Origin of the sequence: Thalassobius sp. Cn5-15 (assembly GCF_022347685.1) — a bacterium.
In the GTDB taxonomy this organism is placed as follows: Bacteria; Pseudomonadota; Alphaproteobacteria; order Rhodobacterales; family Rhodobacteraceae; genus Thalassobius.
Window position 1 is genome coordinate 33,633 of the sequence record NZ_JAKRGF010000002.1, and the last position, 23,666, is coordinate 57,298.

At 59.4% G+C, this 23,666-nt stretch carries 21 protein-coding genes; 7 read left to right on the plus strand and 14 right to left on the minus strand.

The features are described 5' to 3' along the window. The first annotated feature begins 41 nt into the window (after positions 1 to 41). Positions 42 to 800 (plus strand): hypothetical protein, encoded by a 759-nt coding sequence (locus tag MHM86_RS06010; protein ID WP_239197011.1) that lies wholly within the window; start codon positions 42 to 44, stop codon positions 798 to 800. A 7-nt stretch (positions 801 to 807) separates the two neighbouring features. On the opposite strand, the gene MHM86_RS06015 is transcribed toward MHM86_RS06010, so the two are convergent. The 5 genes from MHM86_RS06015 to proS form a co-directional block, all read right to left on the minus strand. Next, positions 808 to 1,266 (minus strand): c-type cytochrome, encoded by a 459-nt coding sequence (locus tag MHM86_RS06015; RefSeq protein WP_239197013.1) that lies wholly within the window; start codon positions 1,264 to 1,266, stop codon positions 808 to 810. A gap of 83 nt (positions 1,267 to 1,349) precedes the next feature. Beyond that, positions 1,350 to 1,892: an AAA family ATPase gene (locus tag MHM86_RS06020; protein ID WP_239197015.1), complete on the minus strand. Its 543-nt coding sequence runs from the start codon at positions 1,890 to 1,892 to the stop codon at positions 1,350 to 1,352. Positions 1,893 to 1,985: 93 nt separating this feature from the next. Further along, the gene (locus MHM86_RS06025) at positions 1,986 to 2,678 is read right to left on the minus strand and encodes an ABC transporter ATP-binding protein (RefSeq protein ID WP_239197017.1); all 693 of its coding nucleotides are present in this window, start codon (positions 2,676 to 2,678) and stop codon (positions 1,986 to 1,988) included. Further along, positions 2,671 to 3,960, minus strand: a complete 1,290-nt coding sequence (locus MHM86_RS06030) for a lipoprotein-releasing ABC transporter permease subunit (protein WP_239197019.1) — start codon at positions 3,958 to 3,960, stop codon at positions 2,671 to 2,673. Before MHM86_RS06030 ends, MHM86_RS06025 begins: the two co-directional genes overlap by 8 nt. Positions 3,961 to 4,233: 273 nt before the next feature. Then, on the minus strand, positions 4,234 to 5,586 hold the full coding sequence (gene proS, locus MHM86_RS06035; protein WP_239197021.1) for a proline--tRNA ligase: 1,353 nt from the start codon (positions 5,584 to 5,586) through the stop codon (positions 4,234 to 4,236). Positions 5,587 to 5,786: 200 nt separating this feature from the next. On the opposite strand from proS, the gene MHM86_RS06040 reads away from it, so the two are divergent. The 4 genes from MHM86_RS06040 (at position 5,787) to MHM86_RS06055 (ending at position 11,550) form a co-directional block, all read left to right on the plus strand. Further along, a complete protein-coding gene (locus MHM86_RS06040; RefSeq protein ID WP_239197023.1) occupies positions 5,787 to 6,854 on the plus strand; it encodes an AI-2E family transporter in 1,068 nt (355 codons plus the stop codon). Next, positions 6,851 to 7,552, plus strand: a complete 702-nt coding sequence (locus MHM86_RS06045) for a DnaA ATPase domain-containing protein (RefSeq protein WP_239197025.1) — start codon at positions 6,851 to 6,853, stop codon at positions 7,550 to 7,552. Before MHM86_RS06040 ends, MHM86_RS06045 begins: the two co-directional genes overlap by 4 nt. A gap of 133 nt (positions 7,553 to 7,685) precedes the next feature. Further along, a complete protein-coding gene (locus MHM86_RS06050) occupies positions 7,686 to 9,860 on the plus strand; it encodes an RNA degradosome polyphosphate kinase (protein WP_239197027.1) in 2,175 nt (724 codons plus the stop codon). A gap of 157 nt (positions 9,861 to 10,017) precedes the next feature. Further along, positions 10,018 to 11,550 carry a Ppx/GppA family phosphatase gene (locus tag MHM86_RS06055; RefSeq protein ID WP_239197740.1) on the plus strand — a complete coding sequence of 511 codons (1,533 nt, stop codon included), beginning with the start codon at positions 10,018 to 10,020 and terminating at the stop codon, positions 11,548 to 11,550. Positions 11,551 to 11,573: 23 nt separating this feature from the next. On the opposite strand, the gene MHM86_RS06060 is transcribed toward MHM86_RS06055, so the two are convergent. The 5 genes from MHM86_RS06060 to MHM86_RS06080 all read right to left on the minus strand — a co-directional run bounded on the left by MHM86_RS06060 (position 11,574) and on the right by MHM86_RS06080 (position 14,975). Further along, positions 11,574 to 11,966 carry a hypothetical protein gene (locus MHM86_RS06060; RefSeq protein WP_239197029.1) on the minus strand — a complete coding sequence of 131 codons (393 nt, stop codon included), beginning with the start codon at positions 11,964 to 11,966 and terminating at the stop codon, positions 11,574 to 11,576. A gap of 85 nt (positions 11,967 to 12,051) precedes the next feature. Then, complete coding sequence (locus MHM86_RS06065) at positions 12,052 to 13,068, minus strand: endonuclease/exonuclease/phosphatase family protein (RefSeq protein WP_239197031.1); 1,017 nt, start codon at positions 13,066 to 13,068, stop codon at positions 12,052 to 12,054. Beyond that, on the minus strand, positions 13,068 to 13,760 hold the full coding sequence (locus tag MHM86_RS06070) for a molecular chaperone DjiA (RefSeq protein WP_239197033.1): 693 nt from the start codon (positions 13,758 to 13,760) through the stop codon (positions 13,068 to 13,070). Before MHM86_RS06070 ends, MHM86_RS06065 begins: the two co-directional genes overlap by 1 nt. 112 nt (positions 13,761 to 13,872) lie before the next feature. After that, complete coding sequence (locus MHM86_RS06075) at positions 13,873 to 14,367, minus strand: N-acetyltransferase family protein (protein ID WP_370644066.1); 495 nt, start codon at positions 14,365 to 14,367, stop codon at positions 13,873 to 13,875. Continuing rightward, positions 14,364 to 14,975, minus strand: coding sequence for a VOC family protein (locus tag MHM86_RS06080; RefSeq protein ID WP_239197035.1), 612 nt, complete (start codon positions 14,973 to 14,975; stop codon positions 14,364 to 14,366). The genes MHM86_RS06075 and MHM86_RS06080 overlap by 4 nt, the downstream gene beginning before the upstream one ends. Before the next feature lie 92 nt (positions 14,976 to 15,067). On the opposite strand from MHM86_RS06080, the gene nhaA reads away from it, so the two are divergent. After that, entirely contained in the window at positions 15,068 to 16,267 is a 1,200-nt protein-coding gene (gene nhaA, locus MHM86_RS06085; RefSeq protein WP_239197037.1) for a Na+/H+ antiporter NhaA, read from the plus strand. A gap of 301 nt (positions 16,268 to 16,568) precedes the next feature. Here nhaA and scpA read toward each other — a convergent pair whose 3' ends face one another. Beyond that, entirely contained in the window at positions 16,569 to 18,698 is a 2,130-nt protein-coding gene (scpA, locus tag MHM86_RS06090; protein WP_239197039.1) for a methylmalonyl-CoA mutase, read from the minus strand. 155 nt (positions 18,699 to 18,853) lie between these two features. Here scpA and MHM86_RS06095 point away from each other — a divergent pair, with 155 nt between their 5' ends. Next, a complete protein-coding gene (locus tag MHM86_RS06095) occupies positions 18,854 to 19,306 on the plus strand; it encodes a DUF4174 domain-containing protein (RefSeq protein ID WP_239197041.1) in 453 nt (150 codons plus the stop codon). 19 nt (positions 19,307 to 19,325) lie between these two features. On the opposite strand, the gene MHM86_RS06100 is transcribed toward MHM86_RS06095, so the two are convergent. The 3 genes from MHM86_RS06100 to MHM86_RS06110 all read right to left on the minus strand — a co-directional run bounded on the left by MHM86_RS06100 (position 19,326) and on the right by MHM86_RS06110 (position 23,161). Beyond that, entirely contained in the window at positions 19,326 to 20,582 is a 1,257-nt protein-coding gene (locus MHM86_RS06100) for a hypothetical protein (protein ID WP_239197043.1), read from the minus strand. A 186-nt stretch (positions 20,583 to 20,768) separates the two neighbouring features. Then, a complete protein-coding gene (locus MHM86_RS06105; RefSeq protein WP_239197045.1) occupies positions 20,769 to 22,817 on the minus strand; it encodes an acetyl/propionyl/methylcrotonyl-CoA carboxylase subunit alpha in 2,049 nt (682 codons plus the stop codon). Between the two features lie 140 nt (positions 22,818 to 22,957). Next, complete coding sequence (locus MHM86_RS06110) at positions 22,958 to 23,161, minus strand: hypothetical protein (RefSeq protein ID WP_239197047.1); 204 nt, start codon at positions 23,159 to 23,161, stop codon at positions 22,958 to 22,960. Positions 23,162 to 23,666: the final 505 nt, after the last annotated feature.

A 23,666-nucleotide genomic window follows, 5' to 3' on the forward strand; every position in this document is an offset into this window, starting at 1 on the left:
CCTCACTGGATTTTGCCCGCAAAACATGGCGTGATGCGGGCATGGTCCACCTGCGTCCCCCATCCTGTCTGCGCCCGCTTCTGTGGCTGTGCCTTGGCCTCTGCCTTGCTGCGTGCAGCCGTCCGCTGACCGATAGCGAACGCCGCTATGCACAGACTTTTTATGGCGACAGTGTAGATCTGGATCGGGTGCGCTTTGTCGAGGGGCATTTTGCCGGCAGTGTTCGCTGGCAGTTTCAGCCGCGCCCGCGGGTGACCTGTCAGGAACGGATATTTCCACCTGTGACGGGCGATGTTCTGGAAACCGCTCCGGGGGCCGTGGCGCTTTATCAACGGGTGTTTTACCGCCGCGATCTATACCGCGACGACTTCACCCAAAGCTACAGCGCCCAAATCAGCGGCCGCGTTCAGGACCGGCGGGACGGGCAGCGCCGTGAGGCGACGAACCTTTATGACCTGATGATTTTCGCCCATGAGATGACCCATGTCTGGCAATGGCAAAACCGCGCACAAACCGGTTACACCCCATGGCGCGCAGCGGGCGAACATGGGCAGGGGCGTGACCCCTATCTGTTTGACCTCAACAGCCAGCCGGATTTCCTCAGCTTCCCTTACGAACAGCAAGCTGCAATTGTGGAGGAGTTTACCTGCTGCCGCGCCCTTGCCCCCAAGGCAGCGCGGACCAAGCGACTGCATGATATGCTGGCACAGGTGATGCCGGTGCAACTGCTGCAGTCACGCATCGACACGCTTGCCACTGTGCCGTGGGAAGGCGCCGAGGTAACGGGCATTTGCGATTAACACTCCCTCACGGGACCTGAATGGTTTCCAGATAGGCCACAAGCGCTGCCAGATTGCGGGGCACAGGGGTCAGCTGCATCTCATCTCCCTCCGCCGCCACAGTCAGCGCCACCGGCACCGTCTCCCCACCAAGGAAACCGCCAAATTCCGGCATCCGCGACGCCCCCAGTGCGCCCCGGTTGTAGCCGTCAATCACGGACAACACATGCACACGCGGAAACACACCTTGATTGCCAGCGGACAATCGCGTCAGATCCGCCGCAGGTGACAGGCCTTTCGCAGGCATTGCCCCGCTGCCGTCGGCCCCGCGCCCGTCAGCGCCGTGACAGATGGCGCAGTTGTCGACAAACAAGGCCGCGCCCTCGCCCGCCTCTGGCATCGCGTCATCCTGTGACGGCGCACAGGCCGCAAGGGTCAATAATCCGGCCACCAGACCAAGGGCTGCCACGGTTCGGGTCGCATACATTGCGCTGCCTCCTCATGTTTCATCCACCAGCAGCCTAAGCGGCGGGCGCAGGCGTGACCTTGATCCCTGTCAGTTGGGCACCTTCACCCTCGCGCAGGCACCCCGGTATCATAGCGTCGCGCCAGATCGGAGAGGAACTGCGCTACCTCCGCCGTGGTGCGCAGGTAATGCGCCTCTTTGTCCGCGCGGGCGGCGGCTTGCAGGTATTTCTCCGGCTTACGACGGCCGGTATGACGAGTGTCCCAGATCCAGCGATAAAACTCCCAAGAGAACTGCTCAGGACAGTCCGCTGGCAAATCGGGGCGGCTCTGGCCAAAATAGCGAGCGGAGCGTGTCAGCACGCGCCACATCCGCAAGGGATACGGCAGATCGATCCAGACAAAGGTATCGCAGCGCGCCAGTCTTTCGTCCCATGTGGCGGAATGGCCGCCCTCAAACACCCATTGATCGCGGGCATGGACCTCTTCGCACATATCGGTTTTGGCCTGCCGGTCCCGTTCCTGCCAGCCGGGCATCCAATGGATCTTGTCGATATGCACAACTGGCAGGCCGGTGATCTGACCAATCTGGCGCGCCAACGTCGATTTACCCGATCCCGGCTGACCAACAATCATCACACGTTGCATTGCGACCTCCTCCATTCCCGCAAGAAAAGAGCGCGGTGATTTCAAAACCGCCCTGAAGTGTCAAGCGTAATGTACTCTGCGACATAAGGGGGGTTACGCCAGCCGCCCTGCCTCCAGCCGTAGGACGCGATCCATCCGCGCGGCCAGTTCCAAGTTGTGAGTGGCGATCAATGCAGACATGCCAGTGGAACGCACCAGCGCCATCAGCGCGTCAAACACCTGATCCGATGTGCCGGGGTCCAGATTGCCGGTCGGCTCATCCGCCAACAACAGACGCGGTTCATTCGCCAGCGCACGACAGAAGGCCACCCGCTGCTGTTCGCCGCCCGACAGGGCCGCAGGGCGGTGATCGGCACGTTCGCCAACACCCACACGGGCCAAAAGGTCAGCAGCGCGTGTCTGCGCCTGTGCCTTGGCCACCCCATTGGCCAATTGCGGCAGCACCACGTTTTCCAGCGCGGTAAATTCCGGCAACAGATGGTGAAACTGATAGATGAAGCCTACATCCTCGCGCCGCGCCTGGGTGCGGCGGCGATCGCTTTCGTCGGTCATTTGCTGCCCGTTCAGCGTCACCGTACCAGCATCGGGCGTGTCCAGCAGGCCCGCTATATGCAAAAGCGTGGACTTCCCAGCGCCAGAGGGTGCGACCAGTGCCACAACCTCGCCAGCGGCGATAGACAGATCCACACCCTGCAACACAGCAACCGGATTTGCGCTGCCTTTGGCGTAGGTCTTGGTAATACCTGTAAGGGCCAAAACCGGCTTGCTCAGAACTGGATTACTCATAACGCAGGGCCTCCACCGGGTTCATGCGGGCCGCGCGACGGGCCGGGAAGATTGTGACCACGAACGACAGTCCCAATGACAGCGCAATCGCGGTGGTCACATCGCCGATCTGCAACTTGGCTGGCAAGTGGTAGATACCGCGGATTGACGGATCCCACGCCTGCCCGCCGGACATCCAGTTCACGAGGCCAAAGATCGGATCAATGTAGTAGGCAAAGAGGCAGCCGAGCAGCACACCCGCTGCGGTGCCCACCATGCCGGTCAGCGATCCGCAGATGAAGAAGACGCGCAAAACCGCGCCTTCGGTCAGACCCATCGTGCGTAAAATACCAATATCGCGACCCTTGTTTTTGACCAGCATGATCAGGCCCGACACGATGTTCATTGCTGCGATCAGCACCAGAATAGCCATGATCACAAACATCACGTTGTCTTCAATGTCCAACGCCCGCAGGAAACCACCGGAGGCATCGCGCCACGTCCACAGCTGAGTGCCCTTGCCGCCTGCCTGCAACAGGTCCAGCTGCATGGTATCAATCGCCTCTGGTACTTTGACCATCACCTCCAGCTCATCAGCGGTGTCATCGCGGTTAAAGTACTGCTGCGCCTCAACAAACGGCATGTAGACCCGCACCCGGTCAATGTCATAACGTCCCGCGGAAAAGACATAGACCACCTCATAGGCCTTCACCCGTGGTGAGGTGCCAAAGGCGGTTTTGACGCCATTGGGGGAAATCACCTTGATCTTGTCGCCCACAGTGACGCCCAGTTCGCGCGCCACGCCGGATCCGATGGCGATGCCATCGCCAAAACGGCTGATATCGCCCCGCCCGGTTTCAGGGTTCACAATACGGGGAATGGTTTTCAGATCCTCGGCTGCAATGCCATAAACCTCAATCCCCGCATTATAGGTGCCACGGTTGGCCATCACCTGCCCCTTGATCAGTGGCGCCACACGGGTCACGCCGTCCACTTCACGGACGCGGGCGGCCATCTGCTGATAATCGGGAATAGTGCGATCAACACGGCCAGTCTGAGCGTTCACATGGCCGATGCTGTAAACTGTGACATGGGCGTTGGCACCCAGAATGGTATCCACAAATTCAGCGCGGAACCCTGCCCGCACCGCCAGCGTGGCAATCAGCGCAAAAACCGCCAGCGTAATCCCGATGAGCGAGATCCAGGTCATCACGCTGACCCCGCCCTCCGCACGACGTGCGCGCAGGTAGCGCCAGGCAATCATCCATTCAAATCGTGCAAACGGGGCGGGCGTGCCTGCCATGTCGGACCTCATCGGGTTGTTCGGGCACAGAGGTGACGCAGCCTTGGCACGCGGTCAAGGTCTTCGCGCATCGCAGAGCAGTAACAGGCGACACTGTGCCAGTCCTGCACCGCGCCAACACCCTGATTTTCAAAGGCCACAGCACGACCCCAACATTCCCGCATAAGCCGCATACAGATTTGGCAAAGCGACCGGACAACACCGCGCCGCCTACCGCAAACGCAAAAGGCCACCCCGCAGGGTGGCCTTTCTCACCTTTCGCAGAGGCGCAGATCAGAAGACGTGCACGCGATGGGGCGCGTAGATCTCAATGATCTTCTGCACGGCCTGTTCAGGCGGCAGTTCCTCGCTGTTGCCAGTGCGACGGCAGGTCAGTTCCACAACACCGTTTTTCAGACCACGCGGGCCAACGGTGATGCGCCAGGGCAGGCCGATCAGATCCATGGTGGCGAACTTGCCACCCGCGCGTTCTTTGCGATCATCATAGAGCGGTTCCAGACCAGCGGCGGTGAAGCTTTGATAAAGCGCGTCACAGGCGGCGTCTGCCTCGTCATCACCTTGTTTCAGGTTGACGATGCCCACGTGGAACGGCGTCACGCCTTCGGGCCAGATGATGCCGTTTTCATCATGGCTCGCCTCGATGATCGCCCCCAGCAGGCGCGACACACCGATACCGTGGCTGCCCATGTGCACCTCACCCGGTTTGCCATCGGGACCTTGCACAGTGGCGCCCATTGCCTCGGAATACTTGGTGCCGAAGTAGAAGATCTGGCCAACTTCGATCCCACGGGCCACACGGCGGCGCTCTTCGGGCACCTCGTTGAACAGGGCTTCGTCGTGGGTTTCATCCGTGCGGGCGTAGCGCGAGGTGAACTCTTCCAGAACCGCCTGACACTGGTCGACGTTGTCATAATCAATTGCGCGGTCACCGAATTTCAGATCGGTGATTTCACGGTCATAGAAAACCTCGGATTCGCCCGTTTCAGCCAGAACAAGGAATTCATGTGTGTTGTCACCACCGATCGGACCGCTGTCAGCACGCATCGGGATCGCCTGCAGGCCCATACGCTCATAGGTGCGCAGGTAGCTGACAAGGTGACGGTTATAGGCGTGCAGCGCGTCTTCCTTGGTCAGGTCGAAGGTGTAGCCGTCTTTCATGTAGAACTCACGCCCCCGCATCACGCCGAAACGCGGACGGATCTCATCGCGGAATTTCCACTGGATCTGATACAGGGTCAGCGGCAGATCCTTGTAGCTGTTCACATGGGCGCGGAACACGTCGGTGAACAACTCCTCAGCGGTGGGCGAAAACAGCATGTCGCGGCCATGGCGGTCCTGCATGCGCAGCATTTCCTCGCCGTAGCCGTCATAGCGGCCCGACTCGCGCCACAGGTCAGCGGATTGCAGCGTCGGCATCTGCATCGGAATATGACCCGCGCGGGCCTGTTCCTGATGCACGATATTTTCGATCTTACGCAGCACTTTGAAGCCAAGCGGCAGCCAGGAATAGATCCCGGCGGATTGCTGTTTGATCATACCGGCACGCAGCATCAGGCGATGGCTGACAATCTGCGCCTCGGACGGGTTTTCTTTCAGAACGGGCAGGAAATAGCGCGACAAACGCATGGGCGACCCCTTGGGATTAGAGAACGTGTTTTGCGGACGGGTTTAGGATGGGACCCGCACAATTGCAATTCCTGCTTTGCCCTATACCCCCGTGCCACCTCTACAATGGCGCTAGCCCCTTGATCTAAGGCGTCGAACAAACGACATAGGAAGGCAGAATTTTACGCGATTACACCGCATATCCACATTAGGGGACACCGATGGCACTGCCCGTGAAAGAACAAGTTGGTTACTGGACTGTTGCCACCGCCATTTCAGCGCTGGCACTTTGGTACCTGGGGGATGTGATCCTGCCGTTTGTGCTGGGGGGCGCGATTGCCTATTTCCTAGACCCTGTCGCCGACAAGCTGGAGGATCTGGGCGCCAGCCGTGTCCTAGCGACAGTGTTAATCTCGCTGGTGGGGGTGTTGGTCTTTGTTCTGTCGGTATTTCTGGTGGTTCCAACGCTGATCAATCAGTCGCTGGCCCTGTTTGAGGCGGCGCCGCAGGCGTTTAACGATCTCTGGGCCTTCCTCACCGGACGGTTCCCGCAGCTGCTAGATGAAAACTCCACCCTGAACCAGTCGCTGATGCAGGTCGGTCAAACGATTGAGGCCCGAGGCGGTGAGTTGCTGAACGCTGTCTTCTCCTCTGCGATGTCGATCATCAATGTGGTGATGCTCTTGGTCATCGTGCCAGTGGTGGCGTTTTACCTGCTGCTGGATTGGGACAATATGGTGGCCAAGATTGACGATATGCTGCCACGCGATCATGCGCCGGTCATTCGCACGCTGGCCGGTCAGATCGACAAAACGCTGGCCTCTTTCATTCGCGGCATGGGCACTGTCTGCCTGATCCTTGGCGCCTATTACGCCATCGCGCTGATGGTGGTGGGGCTACAGTTCGGTCTTGTTGTCGGCTTCGTCGCTGGTGGTCTGACCTTTATCCCCTATATCGGTGCGCTGTTCGGCGGCATTCTGGCCATCGGTCTGGCGCTGTTTCAGTTCTGGGGCGACTGGGTGGTCATTGGTCTGGTGGCCGGCATCTTCGTTCTGGGCCAGGTGATTGAGGGCAATATCCTCACACCGAACCTTGTCGGCCAATCCGTGGGTCTACATCCGGTCTGGCTGATTTTTGCCCTGTCGGTCTTTGGCACGCTGTTTGGGTTTGTCGGTATGCTGGTGGCGGTTCCTGTCGCCGCCGCCATTGGTGTGGTTGCCCGTTTTGCCATCGGCAATTACAAAGGCGGGCGACTCTACCAAGGACATGCCGGAAAGCATAACGAGTGAACCATCGCCAGCTGAGTTTTGATCTACCCGTGCGTCCTGCACTGGGGCGCGGGGACTTTTTTGTGTCCCCCGCCAATGCGATGGCGGTTGTTCTACTGGAACGCTGGCAGGATTGGGCGGGTCACAAACTGGCGCTCATCGGCCCCAAGGGCGCGGGCAAGACACACCTGAGCCACGTCTGGGCCGCCACCTCCGGCGCGCTGATCCTCAAGGCCACTGATCTGGGCGATGTCCCCATTCCCGCCGTCGCCATGGGCCCTGTGGTGGTTGAGGATGTGCAGGACATCGCTGGCGACCGCGAGCTGGAAGAGGCACTGTTTCACTTGCATAATCTGGTACTGGCCGAGGGGTTTCCGCTACTGGTCACCACCGATAAACCAGCGCATCTGTGGGGGCTGACCCTGCCCGATCTGCAAAGCCGAATGCAGGGCACCCAGTCCGTGACGCTGGATCAACCCGATGACCAATTGCTGGCCGCCGTGATCACCAAACTGTTTGCTGATCGCCAATTGATGCCAGCGCCTGACGTGATCACCTATCTGGTTGCCCGCATGGACCGCAGTTTTGACGCCGCCCGCGATCTGGTCGCGGCCCTGGACCGCGCCGCATTGGAGCGCAAACGTCCAGTGACGCGCAAACTGGCGGCAGAGGTGCTGGGCGAAAGCGAACTGCCTGATTTGCTGGACAATTCCGCCTAATCACGCGATCCTACCCCAACGCGCATCTGTGGCAACACCCGCAAGCGTCACCATTCCTTTACATAGCTGGCGCATAAGCGCGCGTCAGATCCCCTGCCCCATGGCACCCCCAAAAAGAGCCCGCCGGAACCCCATGTCGAACGCCGATTTCCTCAATGCCCCCTTCGCCGCGCCTGTCGCCCTGCCTGATCTGGACCTCACAGGTCCCGAACGGTTCCATAACCGTGAACTCAGCTGGCTGGGCTTTAACTGGCGGGTGCTGGAAGAGGCGGACAATCCCAAGGTCCCGCTGCTGGAGCGGGTGCGCTTCCTGTCGATCTCGGCCACGAACTTGGATGAATTTTACACCGTGCGTGTCGCGGGCCTGCGTGAGTTGAAGCGCGAAGGCCACACCACCCCTGCCGCCGACGGTTTGGCGCCCTGGCAACAGCTGGAACTGATCAACGAGGACGCCCGCAACCTGATGATGAGCCAGCAGCGCATCTTTGACGATCTGCGCCAACAATTGGCAGATGAGGGTATCCACATCCTCGACCAGTCCGGCGTGCCTGCCGCGGATATGACATACCTTGAGGATGTGTTCCTGAACCAAGTGTTCCCCGTGCTGTCGCCGCTAGCGGTGGATCCAGCACACCCGTTTCCTTTTATTCCCAACACCGGCTTTTCGCTGGCGCTACAGTTGGAGCGCCGCCCTAACAAACGCCAGCGGATCACCCTCTTGCCCATCCCCGCGCAGATCAGCCGGTTTGTGGAATTGCCCAGCGCCAAGGGCGTGCATCGCTTCCTGCCTTTGGAGGAATTGCTGCTTCTCTTCGCTGACAAACTGTTCCCCGGTTACACAATCAAGGGCCACTGCACCTTCCGCGTGCTGCGCGACAGCGATCTGGAGGTCGAGGAAGAGGCCGAAGATCTGGTGCGCGAATTTGAGGTCGCCCTGAAACGCCGCCGCCGGGGTGAAGTGGTGCGGATGAAAATCTCCTCCGGTGCGCCTGCCATGCTGAAATCAGTGATCACGCAGGAGCTGCACATCGATGCGGACGAGATTGTCGAAGTTGACGGCATGATCGGCATTGCCGATGTCAAGGAACTGGTGCTGGATCAGCGCCCGGATCTGTTATGGTCAGGCTTTGCCCCGCGCGTGCCCGAACGGGTGCAGGATTTCGACGGCGACATGTTTGCCGCAATCAAGCAGAAGGACATGCTGCTGCACCATCCCTATGAAACCTTCGATATGGTGGTACGGTTTCTGAAACAGGCGGCCGCTGATCCCAATGTGGTAGCGATCAAACAAACGCTCTACCGGACGTCCAAACGTTCCCCCATCGTCGAGGCCCTGTGCGAGGCGGCGGAGGATGGGAAATCCGTCACCGCACTGGTAGAGTTGAAAGCGCGTTTTGACGAAGCGGCGAACATCCACCAATCCCGCCGTCTGGAACGCTCCGGCGCCCACGTGGTCTATGGGTTCGTTGACCTGAAAACCCACGCCAAAATCTCGACCGTGGTACGCCGTGAGGGGGACAAGCTGGTCACCTACACCCATTATGGCACCGGCAACTACCACCCCATCACCGCGCGGATTTACACCGACCTCAGCCTGTTCACCTGTGACGAGGATCTGGGCCGTGATGCAACAAAGGTGTTCAACTACCTGTCGGGTTATGTGGAACCCCAGGGGCTTGAGAACCTCGCGATTTCGCCCAAAGGCCTGAAACAGCGCCTGCTGGAGAGTTTTGAGAAAGAGGCAGAACACGCCCGCGCAGGCCGTCCGGCTGAAATTTGGGCGAAGATGAATTCGCTGATTGATCCAGAGATTATTGATGCGCTCTACAGCGCCAGTCAGGCAGGGGTTAAAATCTCCCTCGTCATCCGTGGCATCTGCGGGCTGCGTCCAGGCATCAAGGGCCTCAGCGACAATATTCGGGTGAAATCGGTGGTGGGCCGATTCCTTGAACATTCGCGCATTGCCTGTTTCGGCAATGGCTACGGATTGCCCTCGAAAAAAGCCAAGGTCTACATGTCCTCCGCCGATTGGATGGGTCGCAACCTGAACCGCCGCGTGGAAACACTGGTGGAAATCACCAACCCCACCGTAAAGGCGCAGATTGTCAGTCAGGTGATGGCGGCAAACCTTGCCGACGTGGCACAAAGCTGGGTGATGGCGCCCGACGGCAGTTTCACCCGCGCCGAACGTCTCGAGGGCGCATTCAACTTTAACTGCCACCGGTTCTTTATGGAAAACCCGTCGCTGTCTGGCCGTGGGTCTGCCGGTGCCAAAGATGTGCCAAAACTGACCCATACCGACGACTGATCCGGTCGCGAGAGCGGCAATTGATCGCAGCTCCCTGCCCCGCAGCCAATGATTGACCCCGCCGCCTTGGCGGGGCATCAAGGTATTGGAAAGAAGGAACATCGCCATGGTAGCACCCGCCGATCTGACAGCCGAGAACGGGAACATCCCGCTGCAAATGCACGGGGATGCTGGTGAGGATTGGGGGCCTTTTGGCCGACCGTTGTTCAATGATCCCTCGTCCCGCGCACTTAGCCGTGTTGGGGTCATCGACGTTGGTTCTAACTCCGTCCGGATGGTTGTTTTTGACGGCGCGGCGCGCTCGCCTGCCTATTTTTACAACGAAAAAATCATGTGCGCCCTCGGCGCAGGACTGGCCGAAACCGGCAAGCTGAACCCCGAAGGGCGCACACGCGCCCTAGCCGCCATGCGCCGGTTTCAGAAACTGGCCGAAGGCATGAACGCCTCCACCCTGACCGCCGTCGCCACCGCCGCAGTGCGCGAGGCCAGCGATGGCCCCGATTTCGTCGCCGACGTGCTGCGCGAGACCGGCATCACCGTACACGTGATTGATGGTGAAGAAGAGGCGCGTCTGTCCGCGCAGGGCGTTTTGCTGGGCTGGCCCGGTGCCTATGGCCTGATTTGTGACATCGGTGGTTCGTCCCTAGAGCTAGCGGAAATCAACGACGGCAAGGTCGGCAAGCGTGTCACCTCATCCCTCGGGCCGCTGAAACTGCGCGATGTGAAAGGGGGTAAGAAAGGGCGCAAGGCTCATATTGCTGCGGTGATGGAGGGTCTGGCGCAGGAAATGGGCCCCCAACCCAACCGCCTGTTTCTGGTCGGCGGCTCATGGCGCGCGATCGCAAAGATTGACATGGTCCGGCGCGGCTACCCGCTGCATGTGCTGCATGAATATAGGATGACTGCCAAATCCGTGCGCGACACCATCGCCTATATCGAAGCGCACAGCATTGACGATCTGCGCCGTTCCTGCGGTATTTCCGAGGCGCGGATCATTCTGGTTCCCATCGCCTGCGAGGTGCTGAAACGGCTGATCCGCACCTTCAAACCCCATGACATCGCGGTGTCGTCTTACGGGATCCGCGAAGGCATGCTGTATGAGCAAATGTCGGATGAGCTGCGCGACCGTGATCCCCTGATCGAAGCGGCCCGTTTTTCAGAGGCCAAGGATGCCCGCCTGCCGGGGTTTGGCAAGACGCTGTATGAATTTGTCTCGCCCCTGTTTAAGTCGGCGAAATGGGAACGCAAACGTCTGGTGAAGGCCGCGTGCCTTTTGCATGACGTCAGCTGGCGTGCCCATCCCGATTATCGGGCCGAACTGTGCTTTGACAACGTGACCCGTGCCAACCTTGGCGGGTTGCGCCATTCGGAACGGGTGTTTCTGGGGCTGGCACTGATGAACCGCTACAAAAACAGCGGCGCTGACATCCGGTTTCCGGATATTTTTGGGCTGCTGAGCGAGAAAGACATCAAAGATGCCGAAGTGCTGGGCAAAGCAATGCGTCTGGGCGCGATGTTGTGGCCGCGCGCGGATCAGCAGATCGGTGAATTGACCCTGTTCCCGAAAAAGAAAGAACTGCACCTGAAACTCAGCCGCGATGCGGAAGCACTGTTCGGAGAAGTGGCACAGTCGCGCCTTGCTTCACTGGCCCGCGCATTGGAGACTGAGGTGACGGTGAAAATCCGCTAAGCACACCCAGAACCAAGTATAGATCAGAGGTTGATCGCCTCATTTGTGCCTGCCTCTGGCGCCGCTTCCGGTGCCTCCTCAGGCAGTTTGCGCCGCAAGATGATATCACCATTGGGCAGGATTTCCGGCGGATGGTATTGGGTAAAATCCTCCACCTGATCCAGCAAGTCGGCCAACGCAGGCCCCATTTCATCCAGCATTTGCCGCAATGCAGGTTCCATTTCAGCGGTCAGGTCGTTAAGGCCGTCAATCGCCGGTTCCATCTCTTCGATGATCCCTTTCAGGAACAGTTTCGCCCCTTCCTCCATCAGGGAGAACCCGTCTTCTTCTTCAGGCGCAGGTTTTGCGCTCTCCTCAGCGAAGGCGGGAACCGTTAACAGGGCGCAAAGGGCGGTGGGGATCAGGAACTGTCGCATGTGCCCAATATAAGGATTGCGCTGAATAATTCCGAGGCCTCGCGCGGTTAGGCTGACAAGACGGGCCAAAATTTGCCTAGTCAGATCACGCCAGATCTATATCCAGCACGACAGGGAAGTGATCGGACGCCGTCAAAAGCGCCTCCCTCAGGGGCACATCGGCAAAGCACGCCTCATCATCAAACGGATGCCAAATCCGCCATTCAGGTCGCTTGACCCGCAGATCGGGCGAGATCATCACATAATCCAGCAGCGCCTGCAGATAGCGTTTTTCATGCGCCAGATAAAAGCGTGATGTGGCAGGCTGCGACCAGCGATTGCGCAACGCGCCAGTGGCATGGGGGTCAAACAAACACATCTCAGCCCCGGCATGATCCTGTGCCCCCAGCACAATCTCGACAGAGGAACGACCAAAAAGGTCCTCATACTCATCCAGCCCGGGGCCATCATTCAGATCCCCCATCACCATCAAGGGTGTGCCTTCCGCTAGCAGGGCCTCCACGCGACGGCGCAACCAGATCGCCTGCGCCAACTGCTTGCGCCGATTGGCAATGGACGCGCGCATGATCGCATCGCGCCCCACTGCCCCATGTGGGGCCTTGGATTTCAGATGGGCGCCGATCATGCGAAAGGCGAAACCACCTGCCGTTTCCAGCGCCAGTTCCAGCGGTGGTTTTGAAAACTGCACCTGATCAGCGCGGGCATCCACATCCAGATCAATCGCCAGCGTCTGATCAAAGCGCGGCGCATCCTGCGTTGCCTGTGGATCATGGCGCACGCTCAACACTTTTGGATCATAAAGCAGCGCGATTTCCTGCTGTGTGTGGTTGGCAAAACCGATGATCGCATGATCTGCCCGCAACCCAAACCGTTCGGCAAAGGCCTGCAAAGCCACCACGCTGCTGCGGTGGCGGCTGTCATCCGGTGCCTCGATCACCATGATCGCATCGGCATCCATCGCCGCGAACACATGCCCCAGCGCCTGCAATTGCTGCGCACGGGTCACATCGCGGCGTTTGGACCAACGCCCGTCCTCCAACAGCGCACCCTTGTCGTCAAACAGGGCGTTGAACCATTCCACATTATAGGTGGCAATGCGCATCAGGCTGCTTCGGGACCGCGCAGTTGGGTGATCTCTTCCCAGGCGTTGTTGAGGTCAATCAGACGTTTTTCCGCCATCTGGATCATTTCCTGCGGCACACCGCGGGCCATCATCGCGTCAGGATGGGTGTCACGCACCTGCTGTTTCCATGCCTTGCGGATATCGGCCACCGGTGCATCAGGGGCCACGCCCAGCACCGTGTAGGGATCGGGCGCTGCATCAGGGACAAAACGGGCACGCAGGGCGCGGAAATCATGATCTTCCAGCCCGAAAATCTGCGCCACCTGTTCAAGGAAATCGTTTTCCGCCGGATGATAGGTGCCATCTGCCATCGCAATATGAAACAGCCCTTCCATCAGATCGCACAGACAAGCGTCGGAGTTTTCAAACATCCGCCGGATCCGTAGCGCGTAATCCTCAAACCCCGCCACATCACGGCGGGCCAGATTAAAAACGCGCGCCGCCCCTGCCTCATCCTCGCGGGCGATCTGGAACACCTCCCGCATTGCAGTGACCTCATCACGGGTCACCTGCCCATCGGCCTTTGCCATTTTCGCCGACAGGGCAATCACCGCAATGGTAAAGGCGACAGAGCGTTCCGGCGGCGTGCGCAGCCGGTCGAAAATCTCACTCAGCGGCTCGCCGCTGGTCAATGCGCTGAGCGCGTCGCCTATGCGTTTCCAAATGGACATGAGGTCAGTCTATCCTGCCGGTCTGCGGCTGTCAGGGGGAATTCTGTCACAGCATGCTCAACACTGCTTGAGCTGCAAAATCCCTGCGCCAGAACCAAAAAGAGGGCCAGCCCTATAGAAGCTTCTGCATCAGCACAAGATCAAGGCTGCGACCGAATTTTTGCCCAACCTGTGGCAGTCTGCCCACCTCTGCGAAGCCCTGCGCCGCATGAAACCGCTGCGCGCCGGTGTTTTCCCCACTGATTGCAGCGATCAGGCAGCGGATGCGAGCCGTGCGCGCGTGATCCTCCAGCGCACTCAGCAGCCGCGCGCCAAGACCATGTCCCTGCGCCCCCTCTGCCAGATAGATCGTGTGCTCCATCGTGTCCGCATAGCCCGGACCCGCACGAAACGGGCCATAACAGGCGAGGCCTCTTAGCTGATCCCCCTCAACCGCCACCAGATACCCCTGCCCCGCAGCCTGCCGGGCGCTGATGTCGTCGGCAATGCCGTCGGGGGTTTTCAGATCCGTGGTGAAGGTCACTGTGGTCTCTGTAATAATCCGATTCCAGATCGCTGTAATCGCGGCTGCGTCCTTCGGTGCCGCTGGTCTGATCGTAATGTTCACAGCCACCGCTCCTGTCCGGCCACATCGAAACAAGCGCGCATGGCGGGCGCATCGCCAGTGCGGATCATCACACGGGGATCATTCAGCATAGGCGCTAAAGTCGCCGCCAGCACAGCACCTTCTGGGTGGAGCACCTCCAACCGTTTCAGTCGCGCCCCCGATTGTACCAGACGCGACGCCGGATGCGCCCCCTGCCACTGGATCAGGGCCGGACATATTTCGTCATAAGGCAGCTTACCATCCTCTGGCACCGCCATCTGCCAGGACAGATCCCCCCGCGCCAAATCTACGACCCGCCCTGCCCCAACCGGCATGCGTGCCAGAGCTGTATTCATATCCTCGGCCCGGCAAATCCAGTTGTGCAGCCGTGGCGCACCGGTAAAACAATCCAGATCAAACCAGCGCGCGTCCTCTGGCGGCACGGCCTCTGGATCAATGGCAATCACCTCCAGATACAGCCCATCAGCCAGACCAATCAGCATATTGTGCGTACCAAATCGAGCGTGACGACCACCAGGCTGCATGTCCAGCCCCAATTTTTCCGCCACAAACGCCGAACCGGCCTCAAGGCTCTTTGCCGCTACGGCCAGATGATCTAAAACCAACATTAAACAGTTATCTTCCCAAGTCGTTGGTATTGAACAGGGCAATTTTGTACCCAGTTTGATTGGTAACGCGGATAGAGAGTAAAGGAAACGAAATGCTTCTACGGGCAATTGACAAGTTTTTCAGGCATGAAGCTTCAGGGGGTATCCTTCTGATGCTCTCTGCGGTGGCTGCGCTGATCGTGGCCAACTCGGCCCTATCCGTATTCTACGAAGATTTCCTGGGTGCCTATTTCGCCGTGACACTGGATGGTGTTGGCCTGAAGAAACCGCTGATCCTTTGGATCAACGACGGGTTGATGGCAATCTTCTTCTTCCTCATTGGTCTTGAACTGAAGCGCGAGATGATGGAGGGCAAACTAAAGAACCCCGCCGATGTCGTGCTACCCGGCATGGCGGCAGTGGGCGGCATGGTGATGCCAGCACTGATCTTTGTGGCGCTGAACTGGGGCCTGCCTTCGGTCACCGGCTGGGCGATCCCTGCGGCCACTGATATCGCCTTTGCGCTGGGTATTCTGGCGCTGATGGGCAGCCGCGCGCCGGCGTCGCTCAAGGTCTTCCTGCTGACGCTTGCCATTCTGGACGACCTTGGCGCGATCATCATCATTGCGCTGTTCTACACAGCTGAACTGAAAATCGACTACCTCTACCTGTCGCTCATCCCGCTGGGTGCGCTGATCTGGCTGAACCTCAAGGGTGCACACCGTATGGCGCCGATGATCCTCTTGGGTGTGGTGATGTGGTTCTTCGTGCTGAAATCTGGCGTTCACGCGACGCTGGCCGGTGTGATCACCGCTTTCTGCATCCCAATGAAGGACAAATGGGGTAAGAGCCCGCTGCATTCGCTGGAACACGCGCTGACACCTTATGTGCTTTACCTGATCATCCCCGTCTTTGCCTTTGCCAACGCCGGTGTGGTGCTGCAGGGCATGACCTTTGCCGATCTGTTCGCACCGCTGCCGCTGGGCATCGCGCTGGGTCTGATCCTGGGCAAACAGGTGGGCGTCTTTGGCGTGACCTTCCTGATGGTCAAGGCGGGCATGGCACGCATGCCGCATGGCGCGAACTGGCTGCACATCTACGGCGTCGCCTGTCTGGCCGGTATCGGCTTTACCATGTCGCTGTTCATCGGCTCGCTCTCCTTCTCGGATGCGGCGATGATGAACCAGGTGCGCATGGGCGTTCTGTCCGGCTCTGCCATCTCTGCGATCCTTGGTGCGGCAGCCCTGTGGGTGGCCAGCAACAAGGAAGCGGAAGACGCAACCGAAGCCACGGGTGAAGCGGCCAACGCCTAACCCCCGACGCAATCGCGAGACCTAAGAGAAGGCGCCCCCTGATGCAGGTGGGCGCCTTTTTTGTGTGCTGCTCGTGAGCAAGAAAACAATGCCAAATCGAAGACTTGGCAGCGCCCGAACCGCTCCGTTTTGTCGAAGACAAACCTGCGGTTTGATGGGGCGGGCGCGACTACGACACTTGTTCGCTTCTCGTATCTTCTCAGAGGAACTGCCGGGTGCGCCAACACTCTGACACTAAAAAGCCCCGACAGCGCGCAGCTGCCGGGGCTTTCTAATTCCTTAGCGGATCGCTTGGTCCTGATCAGGCACGGGCTTCGCGGATGATGTTCAGGATGTCCTGCGCCGCTTCGGGGATGTTGGTGCCGGGACCAAAGATCGCCTTAACGCCTGCATTTTTCAGGAAGTCATAGTCCTGCTGCGGAATCACGCCGCCGCAGATGACGATGATATCCTCTGCGTCTTTTTCCTTCAGCGCCTCGATCAGCTGAGGGGCCAGCGTTTTGTGACCTGCCGCCTGAGACGAGATGCCGACGACGTGTACATCGTTATCCACCGCATCTTGCGCCGCTTCTGCGGGGGTCTGGAACAGCGGGCCAACGTCGACGTCAAAACCGATGTCAGCAAAGGCGGTGGCGATCACCTTCGCACCGCGGTCATGGCCGTCCTGACCCATTTTCACCACCAACAGACGCGGGCGGCGGCCCTCTTCTTCGGCGAAGGCCTCGATGGATTTCTGAATGTTGGCGAACCCTTCGTCGCCCTCATAGGCCGCGCCGTAAACACCGGCGAGGGTCTTCACTTCGGCGCGGTGACGGCCGAATTCCTTCTCCATTGCCATGCTGATTTCCCCAACAGTTGCGCGGGCGCGGGCTGCTTCGACAGCCAGTGCCAGCAGGTTACCGCCCTCTTTGGCGCCTGTGGTAAGTGCTTCCAGTGCGGCGGTGCAAACCACCTCATCACGGGTTTCGCGGATCTGGTTCAGACGGGCGATCTGACTTTCGCGCACCGCCACGTTGTCCACATCCAGAATGTCGATCGGGTCTTCTTCGGTGAGGCGGTATTTGTTCACGCCCACAATCACCTCTTCGCCACGGTCGATCATCGCCTGACGTTTGGCCGCCGATTCCTCGATCCGCAGTTTCGGCATGCCAGAGGCCACGGCTTTGGTCATACCACCCATCGCTTCAACCTCTTGGATCAGATCCCAGGCTTTTTCGATCAGCTCTTCGGTCAGGCTTTCGACATAATAGGACCCTGCCAGCGGATCGACCACATTGGTGACACCGGTTTCTTCCTGCAGGATGATCTGGGTGTTCCGGGCGATACGGGCCGAAAATTCGGTCGGCAGCGCGATTGCCTCGTCCAGCGCGTTGGTGTGCAAAGACTGGGTGCCGCCCAGAACCGCAGACATCGCTTCATAGGCAGTGCGGATCACGTTGTTATAGGGGTCTTGTTCCTGCAGCGACACGCCAGAAGTCTGGCAGTGGGTGCGCAGCATTTTGGAACGCTCGGATTTTGCGCCGAACTCTTCCATCACGCGGAACCACAGCGTCCGCGCTGCACGCAGTTTTGCTGCCTCCATGAAAAAGTTCATGCCGATGGCAAAGAAGAACGACAGACGGCCTGCGAATTTGTCCACGTCCATACCTGCGTTGATCGCCGCACGCACATATTCGCGGCCATCGGCGATGGTGTAGGCCAGTTCCTGCACCAGGTTCGCGCCCGCCTCTTGCATGTGATAGCCGGAAATCGAGATGGAGTTGAACTTCGGCATCTCGTTCGAGGTGTATTCGATAATGTCGGAAATGATCCGCATCGACGGCTCTGGCGGGTAGATGTAGGTGTTGCGCACCATGAACTCTTTCAGAATGTCGTTCTGAATGGTGCCAGCCAGAAGACTGCGATCATGGCCCTGTTCCTCACCCGCAACGATGAAGCTGGCAAGGATCGGGATCACCGCGCCGTTCATGGTCATCGACACGGACACCTTGTCCAGCGGAATGCCATCAAAGAGGATTTTCATATCCTCAACGCTGTCAATCGCAACGCCTGCCTTGCCCACATCCCCCACAACGCGTTCGTGGTCGCTGTCGTAGCCACGGTGCGTGGCCAGATCGAAGGCGACAGAAACACCTTGCTGACCGGCTGCAAGGTTCTTGCGGTAAAAGGCATTCGATTCCTCGGCGGTCGAAAAACCGGCGTACTGACGAATGGTCCAGGGACGGCCCGCATACATCGTTGCCTTCACGCCACGGGTGAACGGGGCAAACCCCGGAGTGGTGCCGACATGGGGCAGATCCTTGGTATCCTCAGCCGTGTAGAGCGGCTTGATGTCGATGCCTTCCAGCGTTTTCCAGGTCAGATCCTCCAGCGGGCGCCCACGGAGTTCCTTTTCAGCGAGTTTGCGCCAATCGTCGTTGCTGTTGGTCATGCTATCGTCCTTTCGTCTGCGCCAGGAGGGGCGCTCTATGCGAGTGGCTGTGGCAGGTGGTCCCAGATGATGGGGCCACAGGTGTTTTCATACGCTTCGTGGTCGCAATCAGCGCTGAGATGCCTATATCTTGATCGACAGGAGGCTTTTCTTTGATGCGACACGTATTTGGAATTCTTGCGGTTTTATCCCTGCCCTTCGGCGCCAGCGCCGGATTGGCACAGGAGGCGACCGCAACGCCAGAGTTACCTATCGTCGACAGCGCTGAGGTGGCGCTGGACGATTTTCTGTGGGTCAAAAGGCCCATCGTCGTTTTTGCCGACGCCACTGCGGATCCGCGATTCGTGGAACAGATGCGATTTCTGGAAGCCGATGTGGAGGAATTGCTGCTGCGCGATGTGGTGATCCTGACGGACACAGATCCAAAGGCAAAATCCACCCTACGTAAGAAGCTGCGCCCACGCGGTTTTATGCTGGCGCTGATCGACAAGGACGGCGGCATCAAATTGCGCAAACCAGCCCCATGGACCGTGCGCGAAATCACGCGCTCCATCGACAAATGGCCGACCCGACAACAAGAGATACGGGTGGAGCTGGGCAAGGAGTGATCCCCCGCGAGGGGGGCGATCACTCGTGAAAATCTTCGGGGTCCGGCACCCGACCAAAGGCAATCTTGGCCCCCGTGTAAGGCACATGAAAGGGAGGCAATTCGCCAAACCGTATGGTGTCGCGTCCGTATTTTTGATTGAGCCGGTCGATCATATGGCACAGATCCTCGCGCGGGGTGCGTTTGCCCGGGCCCTGACGCCCCTCGAACAAATCCGCCGTGTGCTGTGCCGCGCTGGCCCTCTCCACCAAAGTGACCGAGACAGAGCGCACTGGCTGCAAACCCGCCCGCGACCATGGCAGATCCTGCCACATGCCATCCAGATGACCCAGCAGCACCAGACTGTCCTGCGTTGAGGGAAAGCGCGCCTTGCGGCCAAACCGCGCCCCGCTGTGCATCCGCACGCCCAGTGATAGACCTGCGCAAAAATCGCCCGTACGCCGCAATCGCGCCGCCGCTTTGACCAGCAGGCGCCGCGCCACCAGACGCGCGCCCAATCGGGTCGCATTGGCGCCGCTCAGCACCTGACCATGGCCCAGTGAATGCCCCTGTGCACGTGGCCAGACCACCTGTTCCCCGCGCAATTCGCGCAGAAACCGTTCGCCATTTACATTGCCCCAGATCGCGCGGGCGTGTTTGGGCGGCAGCGCATAGAGGTCGGCCACCGTCACGATCCCCGCCGCCTGTAACCGTGGCTGCATGCCCTTGGAAATCCCCGGCAGATCGGACAGTTGCAGATGGCCGATCTTTTCCGGCAGCACCGCCGGGTGTAGCCAGTTGATGCCCATCGGCTTTTGCAATTCCGCCGCGATCTTGGCCAGTAGGCGCGAGGGCGCGACGCCCACCGAACTGCGCATCGCAGGCCCAACCCGGTGCAGAATATTGGTCTGCAACTGCTGCGCAATCTCCAACGCCTGTGCCAACTCGCGCTGGGGGCCGCGCAGCTGACAGGAAAATTCGTCCACCGAATGCGCTGCCTCGATCGGCAGGATCTCTTCGGCGGCCGCACGGATCGCATGATGATAGCGCACGCAAACGTCGTGGCGTGCGGGACGAAAGACAATGTCGGGACACAATACGCGCGCTTCGGCCTGACGGGTGCCCATCCGGACGCCGCAGCGCTTGGCTTCGGTGCTGGCAGCAATACAGGCCGCGCCCGGCGCGTCGGTCGTCAGCACGCCAACAGGTCGCCCGATCAGTGTCGGTTCTTCCTGCTGTGCCACAGAAGCAAAATAGCTGTTCATATCGAAGAACAGCACATCGACAAGATATGTCATCGCAAGAGGCCTTCGTGTGATTCACGGGCCTCAAGTTAGAACAAAAAGAGAACGAATAGTCACCCAGATAATCATCAGGATGATCGCTCAGGACGTCACGACAGGAAAACCTGCCATGGCGCCCTGCGTCAGGCGGTACCGCGATGGACGCCGCCTGAGCATAAACGTGATATGTGGCTGTCTGGCTCACTCGAACTCGATGATCACATCATCCACGGCAAGGCTGTCGCCCGGCGCCGCGTTAATCTTGCTGACCACGGCTTTCTTTTCGGCGCGCAGGATGTTTTCCATCTTCATCGCCTCAACGGTGCACAGTGCCTGACCTTCCTGCACTTCGTCGCCCACTTCCACGTCAACCTTCACGATCAGGCCCGGCATTGGGCAGAGCAGCATTTTCGAGGTATCCGGCGGCAGTTTTTCCGGCATCAGTTTGGCCAGTTCCGCCTGACGCGGGGTGCGCACATGGACTTTCAGATCCGCACCACGGCTGCGGATGCGGAACCCGCCCGAAACCTTGCCAACTTTCAGCACCAACGTCTCACCATCGACCATGATAGTGGCCAGTTGATCGCCCGGGGTCCATTCAGAGGCCACACGGTGACTGCTGCCATCGGCAAAGGTCACGGTGGACCCATCATGATCTGCCTGAACCGTCACCGGGAACTCGGCACCTTGCAGAGTCACAACCCAGTCAGAGCCAACGCGACGTTCATGGTTGTCCATACGGCCCGATACCCGAGTGCGGCGGATTTCGGCAACACGGTGCATCGCAGAGCAGGCGGCCGCAATGCGTTTCAGCGCATCATCCGGCAGATCCACACCTTCGAAACCTTCGGGGTACTCTTCGGCGATGAAGGCGGTGGTCATATCACCGCTGATGAATTTCGGATGGTCCATCACGGCGCTGACAAACGGTAGGTTGTGACCGATACCTTCCAGCTCGAACCCGTCCAGCGCGTTGCGCATAGCCTCGATCGCCTCCCCACGGGTCGGCGCCCAGGTGCAGAGTTTTGCGATCATCGGGTCATAATACATCGAGATTTCGCCGCCCTCATAGACGCCGGTGTCGTTCCGTACGGCAAAGCCTTCGCCGACGGTGGCGTCATCGGCCCATTTGCCGTTGTCCTGCATCGGGCCCGCAGCAATTTCCGCCGGCGGACGGTAGCGGGTCAGACGACCGATCGAGGGCAGGAAGTTACGGTAGGGATCTTCGGCGTAAACGCGGTTTTCGATCGCCCAGCCATTAATCTGCACGTCTTCTTGCTTGATGGTCAGCGCTTCGCCATTGGCGACGCGGATCATTTGTTCCACCAGATCGACACCAGTGATCAGCTCAGTCACAGGGTGTTCCACCTGCAGACGGGTGTTCATTTCGAGGAAGTAGAAGTTGCGATCGCCATCAACGATGAATTCCACAGTACCGGCGCTGGCATAACCCACGGCTTTGGCCAGTGCGACGGACTGTTCGCCCATTGCCTTACGGGTCGCCTCATCAAGGAAGGGCGACGGCGCCTCTTCGACAACCTTCTGGTTCCGGCGCTGGATCGAACATTCGCGTTCGTTCAGGTAGATGCCGTTACCGTGCGCATCGCACAGCACCTGAATTTCGATGTGGCGCGGCTGGGTCACAAATTTTTCGATAAAGATCCGGTCATCGCCAAAACTGTTGGCCGCTTCGTTCTTGGACGACTGGAAACCTTCGCGCGCTTCGTCGTCGTTCCATGCGATCCGCATGCCTTTACCGCCGCCACCGGCGGAGGCTTTGATCATCACCGGATAGCCAACCTCGTTCGAGATTTTCACCGCTTCTTCGGCGTCCTCAATCAGGCCCATGTAGCCTGGAACGGTGGACACGCCTGCCTCTTGGGCGATCTTCTTCGAGGTGATTTTGTCACCCATCGCCTCAATCGCGCCTTTGGGCGGGCCGACGAAGGCAACACCTTCGGCTTCCAGCGCCTCGGCAAATTTGGAGTTCTCAGACAAGAAGCCGTAGCCCGGGTGGACCGCCTGCGCCCCCGACTGGCGGATCGCCTCCATCACCTTGTCGATAACAATATAGGATTGGTTCGCCGGCGGCGGGCCGATGTGGATAGCTTCATCCGCCATCTGCACGTGCAGCGCCTGTTTATCGGCGTCCGAATAGATGGCCACGGTCTGAATGCCCATCTTGCGGGCCGTCTTGATAACGCGGCAGGCGATTTCGCCCCGGTTCGCGATCAGGATCTTATTGAACATTTCTCGTCCCTTCCAAATTGGCACCCGCACACAACGCGTCCGGGCACATGGCAACAAAAACCCCACCGCAGCGCAGGGCCACGATGGGGTTCAATTCAACAGGCTGCGCAGGACGGGCCCGCACAGCAGTCAGCGCCGCATCAGCAGCGTGACGGGTAAGCTTCGCAATAGGCGACATTGGCAGCAGCGCCGACAATGGCCCCCGTACCCGCGTTGCCGTTGACGACAACCGCGGTTGCAACTCCTGCGCCTGCGCCAACGATGGCGCGTTCCGCAACCGTGTCACCACAGGCCGACAGGCCGCTCGCGGCGAGCGTGACAAATAACCAGGTTTTTCTGGGCATGTTTGGCCTCTCTTTCGCATCACGTGGATAGAGAGTTCACCGCCCTTACGCCTGTTTGCCAAGCGGAGCGGCGCTTTGGACGCAAAATCGGCAAGGCCCTGCTGGTTCGGGCCCAGCTTTGCGCCCTGCGCAGGGCGCGGGGGGCGCGTGACAAAAAAAGAGGACGAAGGTGCCGCAGACTGGCGCCTCCGTCCTTGAGGGGAAGGGTTTCGGCTTGGGACACAAGCGATCGCGGCGCCCCCAGGCTTTGGGGCGGTCGCGACTGCAGACAGGGTGCCAAAGCCCGACTCGACAGCCAAGGATACCGCGCCAGAGGTGCAAAAATGGGCCGCTTCCTGCTCAATTCTCGACAACCGAGGCAAGTTCTCGCCTAAAGAAAACTCTCCAAGCAGGGGAATTTGACCAAAAACACCTGTTACAAAAACGTTACACTTGACGTGCTGCACCGCAGAATTATTACTGTCAAACGCCGCCGCGTAGGCCAAAGCACACGAAAACGCGGCAA

Bases quoted from the DNA above. Each gene is read 5' to 3' on its own strand.
- scpA (WP_239197039.1), bottom strand. From the start codon at position 18,698: ATGACCAACAGCAACGACGATTGGCGCAAACTCGCTGAAAAGGAACTC.
- MHM86_RS06030 (WP_239197019.1), bottom strand. From the start codon at position 3,960: ATGGCAGGCACGCCCGCCCCGTTTGCACGATTTGAATGGATGATTGCC.
- MHM86_RS06065 (WP_239197031.1), bottom strand. From the start codon at position 13,068: ATGCGCATTGCCACCTATAATGTGGAATGGTTCAACGCCCTGTTTGAC.
- MHM86_RS06015 (WP_239197013.1), bottom strand. From the start codon at position 1,266: ATGTATGCGACCCGAACCGTGGCAGCCCTTGGTCTGGTGGCCGGATTA.
- MHM86_RS06020 (WP_239197015.1), bottom strand. From the start codon at position 1,892: ATGCAACGTGTGATGATTGTTGGTCAGCCGGGATCGGGTAAATCGACG.
- MHM86_RS06010 (WP_239197011.1), top strand. From the start codon at position 42: ATGGTCCACCTGCGTCCCCCATCCTGTCTGCGCCCGCTTCTGTGGCTG.
- MHM86_RS06025 (WP_239197017.1), bottom strand. From the start codon at position 2,678: ATGAGTAATCCAGTTCTGAGCAAGCCGGTTTTGGCCCTTACAGGTATT.
- MHM86_RS06105 (WP_239197045.1), bottom strand. From the start codon at position 22,817: ATGTTCAATAAGATCCTGATCGCGAACCGGGGCGAAATCGCCTGCCGC.
- MHM86_RS06095 (WP_239197041.1), top strand. From the start codon at position 18,854: ATGCGACACGTATTTGGAATTCTTGCGGTTTTATCCCTGCCCTTCGGC.
- nhaA (WP_239197037.1), top strand. From the start codon at position 15,068: ATGCTTCTACGGGCAATTGACAAGTTTTTCAGGCATGAAGCTTCAGGG.
- MHM86_RS06070 (WP_239197033.1), bottom strand. From the start codon at position 13,760: ATGTCCATTTGGAAACGCATAGGCGACGCGCTCAGCGCATTGACCAGC.
- MHM86_RS06040 (WP_239197023.1), top strand. From the start codon at position 5,787: ATGGCACTGCCCGTGAAAGAACAAGTTGGTTACTGGACTGTTGCCACC.
- MHM86_RS06080 (WP_239197035.1), bottom strand. From the start codon at position 14,975: ATGTTGGTTTTAGATCATCTGGCCGTAGCGGCAAAGAGCCTTGAGGCC.
- MHM86_RS06055 (WP_239197740.1), top strand. From the start codon at position 10,018: ATGCACGGGGATGCTGGTGAGGATTGGGGGCCTTTTGGCCGACCGTTG.
- MHM86_RS06060 (WP_239197029.1), bottom strand. From the start codon at position 11,966: ATGCGACAGTTCCTGATCCCCACCGCCCTTTGCGCCCTGTTAACGGTT.
- proS (WP_239197021.1), bottom strand. From the start codon at position 5,586: ATGCGTTTGTCGCGCTATTTCCTGCCCGTTCTGAAAGAAAACCCGTCC.
- MHM86_RS06110 (WP_239197047.1), bottom strand. From the start codon at position 23,161: ATGCCCAGAAAAACCTGGTTATTTGTCACGCTCGCCGCGAGCGGCCTG.
- MHM86_RS06050 (WP_239197027.1), top strand. From the start codon at position 7,686: ATGTCGAACGCCGATTTCCTCAATGCCCCCTTCGCCGCGCCTGTCGCC.
- MHM86_RS06100 (WP_239197043.1), bottom strand. From the start codon at position 20,582: ATGACATATCTTGTCGATGTGCTGTTCTTCGATATGAACAGCTATTTT.